Origin of the sequence: Anabaena sp. UHCC 0253, from assembly GCF_009712085.1 — a bacterium.
GTDB lineage: Bacteria > Cyanobacteriota > Cyanobacteriia > Cyanobacteriales > Nostocaceae > Dolichospermum.
Map to the genome: position 1 here is coordinate 415997 of NZ_VILD01000005.1, position 6923 is coordinate 422919.

Sequence of the window (6923 nt, forward strand, 5' to 3'; positions counted from 1 at the left end):
TAGCTGGGCGGACATCACCGAAAGATGCCGAATCTGCGGGGTCGCCATAGGGGTCTTCACTGGCTGGGCGGACATTGCGATCGCGATATTCGGTATCTTGCTCCGATTCATCTGTCCCTAATAGAAAATCTTTAGCTTTTCGCAAAAAGTTATTTACCATTACTGCTCTCCATCTCACGCATATTCATCTCATCGCCTCCCTGGTAGGAGAGAGGCTTCTACTGTTTAAGGGACTTCCAAATAAAAAACACTCAAACCCTTTTCCTCTGTGTCCTCTGCGCCTCTGCGGTATGGCTAACGCCACGCTACGCTAACGTTAATCTGGATAATTTATTTCTTGGAAGTCCCTAAAACTAAATTGCTGGGGCTGAACTTGAACTTAAGCCAGTTAGATCACGACCGGTAGCACGATTGTTATAGCCTTGATAGTCTCGGTATTTTTGAGCTTCCGATTCGGGAACTCGAATTCCTTCTGGTGGCGGAGTTACCCAGTGAGCGCGGTTTTCAGAATCGCGGTAATATACGCGCCCATTCTTGGAAAGGTAATATTTACCCTGTGGTCCTTCTCCTTGAGCATTTTTATGTTGGTTATAGAGATAGTAAAGTGCCGCTGCACCTGCTAAAATTCCTACTTTCTGCCCTGTGGATAAACCCTTTTGGACTTCAGGTTGGTTAGCGGGGTTAATATTAGTCACATTTCTACCGCTGATGGTGTCATCAACTGGTGGCGGTGTAGCTGTGCGATTACCTCCACCGCAGCTAGTCAGCAAAGGTACTGTTAGTAATGCAGACAGTAGGACTGCCAGTAACCGGGAAACAATTTTATGCTCTCTATATATTGTGTTCATTAGATTTCGTCATTACTTTGCATTTACTAAAGTTGATACTGTTGCCAAAACAATGTGGTAATTCTGGGAATTAAAAGCACATTTGCAGATCCTTAACAACAGCAAAAATCAAGTAGTTCTCTGTTAGAGGATGTTTGAAAAGTTTTTGGTTACTTCTGAACCCACAAAGGTGGGTTTCGTCTGTGTAGCCGCGATTTCTAATCGCTTTAGTTATCAATCATCAGTGATTTTTTTTAATATTTCATCCTGCTGTTGATATAGACAGCATCAACTATTTCACTCCCAGGGAATAGACATTGATCAAACGCTTTTTAATTATTGATAAACTAAAACAACTCTTGTTTTACCAAAATTGCTAGTTTTTCACCAGCACCACCTTCACCCCTAACATTGCGTAAATCATTCCGAATTACCTCTAACTTTTGGGGATTTTCTAAAAAATCTAAAACCATTTCTCCTACTTCTGAAGCTTGTAATTCACCTACTAACTCCGGGACAATTTCTGCTTGCGCCCAAATATTTGGCCAAGCATATAAACCCTTGTGTTTTATCATCCACCAATTAATTAACTTAGCAAGACTAGAACCTACCCCTGGTAAATTTGCTAATAACCCTGGTAAACCATCCCAAGAACGCATTGCATCAAGTTGTTGGGTTGGTAATAAGATAATCATCGGTATAGCTAATGCACCTAATTCTGCGGTATTTGCACCAACCGTAGTCAGACAAAGAGAACATTTAGATAATGAATCATAAGCCGGATTTTCTTGTTTTAACTCCACAGATAAGCCTGTAGTAGTTGTCAGTAAATTACCAGATAAAGATGCACCTTCAAAACCAAAAATTTTGGTAAATTTATTAGTTTCAGGATTAGCAAAACTAGCTAAAGTTGCTAAAGATAAAGTTGGAGCAACTGGGATAAAAAACTCAATTTGGGGCGATTTTTTATGAATATATTCAGCAATAGCTAACATTAAAGGTACACCTTGGGTTAACTTCGCTGCTTTTGAACCAGGCAAAATTCCGAGAATTTTTGTAGTATTTAACTTACTTCCGCCATGAACATTTTCCCCTACGTCTAACATTAAATCACCAACAACAGTGAACTTATTCGCATATTTAGGAGAGACATTTTTTGCAACTTGAGCTTTCATAATGGCAAATTTATCTATAAAACCATGCCAACGCGCTTCCCATTCTGCATAAACTATTGTTTTATATCCTAACTTTTTACCAACAATCACCGGAAAAAGTTGATCTCCACCCAGAAATATCACTACACCTTGACTTCTCCAATCCCAACTTTCTGCGGTTTTTCCCCACAATAAAAACTGCCAAAAATGCTCAGGTGCTTGTACTCTATTTACTTCTGGATATGATTGAGCGATCGCAGTTTCTTGACCACTAGCATGAGGACAAGGTGAGAGAATTACAGAAATTCTCACTTGAGAAATATCATCACCTAATTGTTTTCTTAATGCTTTGACAACAGGACGAACCCAAGTTGTAACTTCTCCTGGTCCATTGGAAAGAATGATAATATCTACTGGATTCATTTAATCATTACCTAATAAATTATAAAATATAGCATTTTTCGATTGAATAAGACACAAAAACTCACCCCCAACCGCAAGGGAAGAGGAAACTCAGAATCTCAATTAGACATGGATACAGAGTATTTAAAGTTTTGTGTCACATTTAATCAAATTTACAACAAAATTAAATTACAATGTATTGTAGTAAAAAGTAGCATAAATGAGCAATTCTTTTTTTTCTGTTTTCAAAACAGATCAGGTAAGCTACACCCTGATTTAGTAACAACAGAATCAGGAAGTTTTGACAAGTAAACCTAGTTGGGTAAAACTGATGTCTAAAGAAAGAAAAAGTAACAAAGAAGTGAAAAAGCCGAAAAAAGATGCAAAGGATAAAAAGGATAAAAAAGAGCCAAACTCATAAGAGAATAAGAGAATGATTGAAAAGTAGTCAAGTTTCCGGCGAATATAATTCACTACTACACAAACGCAGTCCACCTATTTCTACGCTACGCGAAGGTGGACTAATAAAAAACCAAAACTCTTGAACCCACAAAGGTGGGTTTTGTCTGTGTAGCCGCGTTCGCGTTAGCGTGCCGGAGGCATCTTTATAATCGCCTATTGACATACTACTACTGTACACAATTTGCTCCATTTGAATCTGGATAAATAGCTAAAGTGTGATAACCAGGAGCAGTATCTTGATAGAGAATTCTGAAAGTATAGAGCTTAGTTGTACCTTGACCTTCAGTAATTACAGTTAAAAGTGTATTGTCCATCTTCGGTAATCCCAGAATTTCTAGCCGGGGAATTCGCCGCAGTTGCATAACATTTGCTGCTGATTTTTTACAATCTCCTGAACTTAATTGGCGGTCTTCTCCAAACTGCATACACATCAATCCATCAAAATCTATAGTTACCTGCGACGGGTCATTTAACCAAACCTTTTTAATAGTTTCCCCAGCCGGCAGAAAGCTTAAATTTGTACCTTGTTGATAAGAAACTTCGATAGTTGGGACAACTCCTGATAAACCCTGAGCTTGACAGGAAAACAGCGAACGGAGAACCGCATTATTAGCTACAGCACGACCAGCTAACAATAATATAGACCCCGATAAAATCAGAAAAGTCAGAAGTAAAACCGTTTTTGATTTTTGATTGGGGATTTTGAAAATGTTCCTATATAGTCTTTGAGACTTTTCATGTATCGCCATCATTTTTAAAATTCGGGTAATTTCAAGTTTTTCTTTTTGTCTTTAAAACTGAATAGTGCGATTAATATATATTTCCACTTCTTGACCCGCTGGTATCATCCAAACATTAGTATTTTGCATCATTTGAGTTATTGCTTGTTGATTACGTTGGGCAATTTGCGGAACAATAGACTTTAAACCACCTTCCACAATACCTGCTGCTAGATTACGTTGGGAATTAGAGTTAGTGACTATAGTGCTACCAGAATTAGTAGTCACTTCACTATCAACTCGATTCAATAACTCTGCGGCTTTACTGACACCTCCCAAAACAAATAATCCAGCATCCATTCTGGCTATAGACGATCCATTATTAGGAAATTTACCTGCTAGTAAAGGTTTACCTTGAGGAGCGCGAACAATAATTGCATTGCTGGGTAAGCTTATTTCTTGAAGTTTGTCATTATCTTGCGAAATAAATTTAATCACATCCAACCGCAGTAAACCTCGTTCAGAAATAGAACTAATTTGAGCTAATAATTCAGTATTGGCTGGTAAAGCGATCGCCCCATCTAGAGATTTTAATGGTTCTTTCAACCGCACCACAAATATTTCTTGATTGTCATCTTGTTGATTATTCCTATTACTATTTGGCCTCGTAGTTTCCCCAAATACTGCTGTCACCAATACAGCTTTAGCACTAGTTCCTACTTTGACAGATTTTGAATTTTGTGATTGGCTAACGAGAATATCTTCTTCTGGTGGCGTGGGTTCAGGCTGAGATTGAGTTGGCTGATTGGCGACATTACTATTATTAACAGGTGACAATTTAGCCATATTTACACTAGATTGACCAGTCGTATAAACCTGACCATAACTACCTAATTTTGCTAACTTCGTCCATTCTTCCAGGGGATCTGGTGGAGATGGTTGCGTTTCTGGCTTCGGTTCTAGTGGGACTGTTGGTGGTGCAACAGTCGGGACAGCAGCAACTGGTGAGACAACTGGTAATGGAGAAAAGGGATTTTCAATGATGCGTTCAACTGTAACTACACGAGGTGCAGAAGCAGTTTGTACAGGTGTAATTGTTCTATTATTAATTCGTGGAGTTTCTAATTTAGGAACTACTCTAGTTCTTAGATTTTGCTGGGCTGCTGTTACAGTCTGCACTTGTTCAGCCAGAGCCAATTTTGTTTTTAGAGTCTCTATTTCTTGTTCTAAATTTTGCTCGCGGGGTTCAATTTTTGGAGGTAATGAAGCTGTTGAAGAAGCAAGATTATTTTTTGGCTTTTGATTGCCGGTACTCATAATCTGCGTTAAAAATACACCAGCTACCAAAACTACAGCAAAAGTACCACTACCTACCAAAGCTAACTTAGCAAAGGGATTAGATGATAAAGGTTGTTCAGTGGGAACTTCTTCCGGCTGAAACTGGGAAGGCTGCAAACTTTCTATATCTGCTTCTAATGAGTCAATGTTGACCTTTGGGGATTCTTCTTTAAAACCAACCAATTTGGCCATTTGAGATTCCCAATCTGAAGCATCTACTTCCAATTCATATTTCTTAGAATTAGGTTCGATGTGAGGTTGTTGAGCAAGTTTTAAATCAATTGAATAAGAAGTCATAGTGTATTCCTCAGTTAGATTTTCCAGAACATTTATTATCTTTGATGTCACATATATCATAAATTTCTAGCCGCGCTTCTCCAAGACGGTAAGCGGCTAAATGCAATGGTAGTGGTTTGGTTGGGAGAAAAGTTTTTGGTTGATCAATAGCTCTAAGTAAGATTTTTTTATTAAACGGAATTGATGCTCCTAGATTATTAAAACTACTAAAATTTAATTGATTGGCAAACATTTCTATTTCCCATTTTCCATTAGCTATTTGTGTGGGTTGAGAAATCTTTTCTATGACTAATACATATTCAGTTCCTTGATTAATATTGGCAAATTGATTAGTTACATTTAAGTTAGTAATATCTGATTGAAATTTCGGTTTCAAATCAGAGGATAAAAGTTGAGAACTAATTTCCCATACTGTCAGCGGTGGCTGTTGTCGTGACCAGGTAAGCATGAGAATCATGGTTTCACCTACAAAGCGGCGAATTGTTTCTGGATGTCGTTCATAATTGGGTTTGGGGTCTACATTTATGGCACGTCCATCAATAAGTTGTACTAAAGTTTGAGGTGTTAATTGCTTTTTTAAATCCTGTAAAATAGAACCATGAAACAATAGTAATAATAAGGTAAATAGATGTAAGCCAAATGTGCCGACGGCTAAAAGTGGTAAGATGCTACTTTTTTTTGTTTCTGATTTTATGAGTTGCATAATTAGGGTAATTAGGGAGGCACAAGTTACGAAAGAACAAACCACGAAGGAACGAAGGACACGAAGAGAAAAGGGTTTCAGAGATATTTTGCGTAAGTCCTTGGGATTTTATTTATCTAAGAAAGCTGTCAGAGGTTCTGTTATTTCCGCAGGGGTTGGATTTATCATTGCTGAGGTTACTGTAGTTATCTATTAAACATAAAGTCCGAATTTCATAAATTTCTAATTTTTGAGCGCGATTGCTATAAATTGCTTTTTGAATATTGGTGCTAATCTCAGGTAGAGGATAGGGATAATAATCTACTGCACGCACTAATAAATCTTTATTAAAAGGTGTTATTGTTCTTCTATCATCTGCACGTTTTTTTTGCATCAAATCTGCTACCATTCCGACTCTCCATTTACCAGGTTCTATTTGTTCTGGGGGATAAATTCGCTTAATAATTAACTCTGCTGACATTGCTTGAGTGGAGTTGTTAGAAAAAACTTCTGCTGGTGTCATTTGAGCGATCGCACTTAAGAAACCTTTCCGAAAATCTTCTGATATCGCAAAACTAGCAACCCAACTATTCGTAGTCACTTTTTGATTTCCACCCTGTGATGTTCTCACTGTAATTCCTGGATCTGGTTGCGGTTTTGTCGAGGCTTCAATAGTTTGTATTGGTAGCGTTCCTGACCAGTTAAACATGGATATCATGGTTTTACTAATAAATTGGCGAATGGCTTCAGGATCTCTAGCTAAATCATCAGTTACAGATGGGGTTTTACCATCTATCATTTGCACAAAGTTAGGCGGTTTTCTAATACTCAGTTGACGAATGTTTAACCCTTGGAGGATGAACAAAAATAACACCAATAGATGCAAACTAAAAGTAGCGATCGCAAATGTATTTAAAATATTTCCTTGTGGTTTTTTCTTGTTAAGTAAGTTTGTCATATTATCATATTCATCCTATTTAATATTATTCAGATTTATATTCTGATACGGTTCAGTTAAGCCTATTTTTTTGGAAGACGTTCG

General features: G+C 37.7%; 6 protein-coding genes. All 6 read right to left on the bottom strand.

From position 1 onward, the window contains the following. Positions 1-353: 353 nt before the first annotated feature. Entirely contained in the window at positions 354-848 is a 495-nt protein-coding gene (locus tag FJR38_RS16170; RefSeq protein WP_168538127.1) for a hypothetical protein, read from the bottom strand. Between the two features lie 326 nt (positions 849-1174). Further along, entirely contained in the window at positions 1175-2404 is a 1230-nt protein-coding gene (locus tag FJR38_RS16175) for a lipid-A-disaccharide synthase (protein ID WP_168497606.1), read from the bottom strand. A gap of 608 nt (positions 2405-3012) precedes the next feature. Then, the gene (locus FJR38_RS16180) at positions 3013-3597 is read right to left on the bottom strand and encodes a hypothetical protein (protein WP_254445321.1); all 585 of its coding nucleotides are present in this window, start codon (positions 3595-3597) and stop codon (positions 3013-3015) included. Positions 3598-3636: 39 nt separating this feature from the next. After that, positions 3637-5199: a TrbI/VirB10 family protein gene (locus FJR38_RS16185; protein ID WP_168497608.1), complete on the bottom strand. Its 1563-nt coding sequence runs from the start codon at positions 5197-5199 to the stop codon at positions 3637-3639. Between the two features lie 10 nt (positions 5200-5209). Continuing rightward, on the bottom strand, positions 5210-5902 hold the full coding sequence (locus FJR38_RS16190) for a hypothetical protein (protein ID WP_168497610.1): 693 nt from the start codon (positions 5900-5902) through the stop codon (positions 5210-5212). A 112-nt stretch (positions 5903-6014) separates the two neighbouring features. Further along, positions 6015-6839 (bottom strand): hypothetical protein, encoded by an 825-nt coding sequence (locus FJR38_RS16195; protein WP_168497611.1) that lies wholly within the window; start codon positions 6837-6839, stop codon positions 6015-6017. Positions 6840-6923 lie beyond the last annotated feature (84 nt).

What these genes read in the sequence shown, in the direction of transcription:
- FJR38_RS16195 (WP_168497611.1), bottom strand. Translation starts at nt 6,839, where the DNA reads ATGACAAACTTACTTAACAAGAAAAAACCACAAGGAAATATTTTAAAT.
- FJR38_RS16170 (WP_168538127.1), bottom strand. Translation starts at nt 848, where the DNA reads ATGAACACAATATATAGAGAGCATAAAATTGTTTCCCGGTTACTGGCA.
- FJR38_RS16175 (WP_168497606.1), bottom strand. Translation starts at nt 2,404, where the DNA reads ATGAATCCAGTAGATATTATCATTCTTTCCAATGGACCAGGAGAAGTT.
- FJR38_RS16190 (WP_168497610.1), bottom strand. Translation starts at nt 5,902, where the DNA reads ATGCAACTCATAAAATCAGAAACAAAAAAAAGTAGCATCTTACCACTT.
- FJR38_RS16185 (WP_168497608.1), bottom strand. Translation starts at nt 5,199, where the DNA reads ATGACTTCTTATTCAATTGATTTAAAACTTGCTCAACAACCTCACATC.
- FJR38_RS16180 (WP_254445321.1), bottom strand. Translation starts at nt 3,597, where the DNA reads ATGATGGCGATACATGAAAAGTCTCAAAGACTATATAGGAACATTTTC.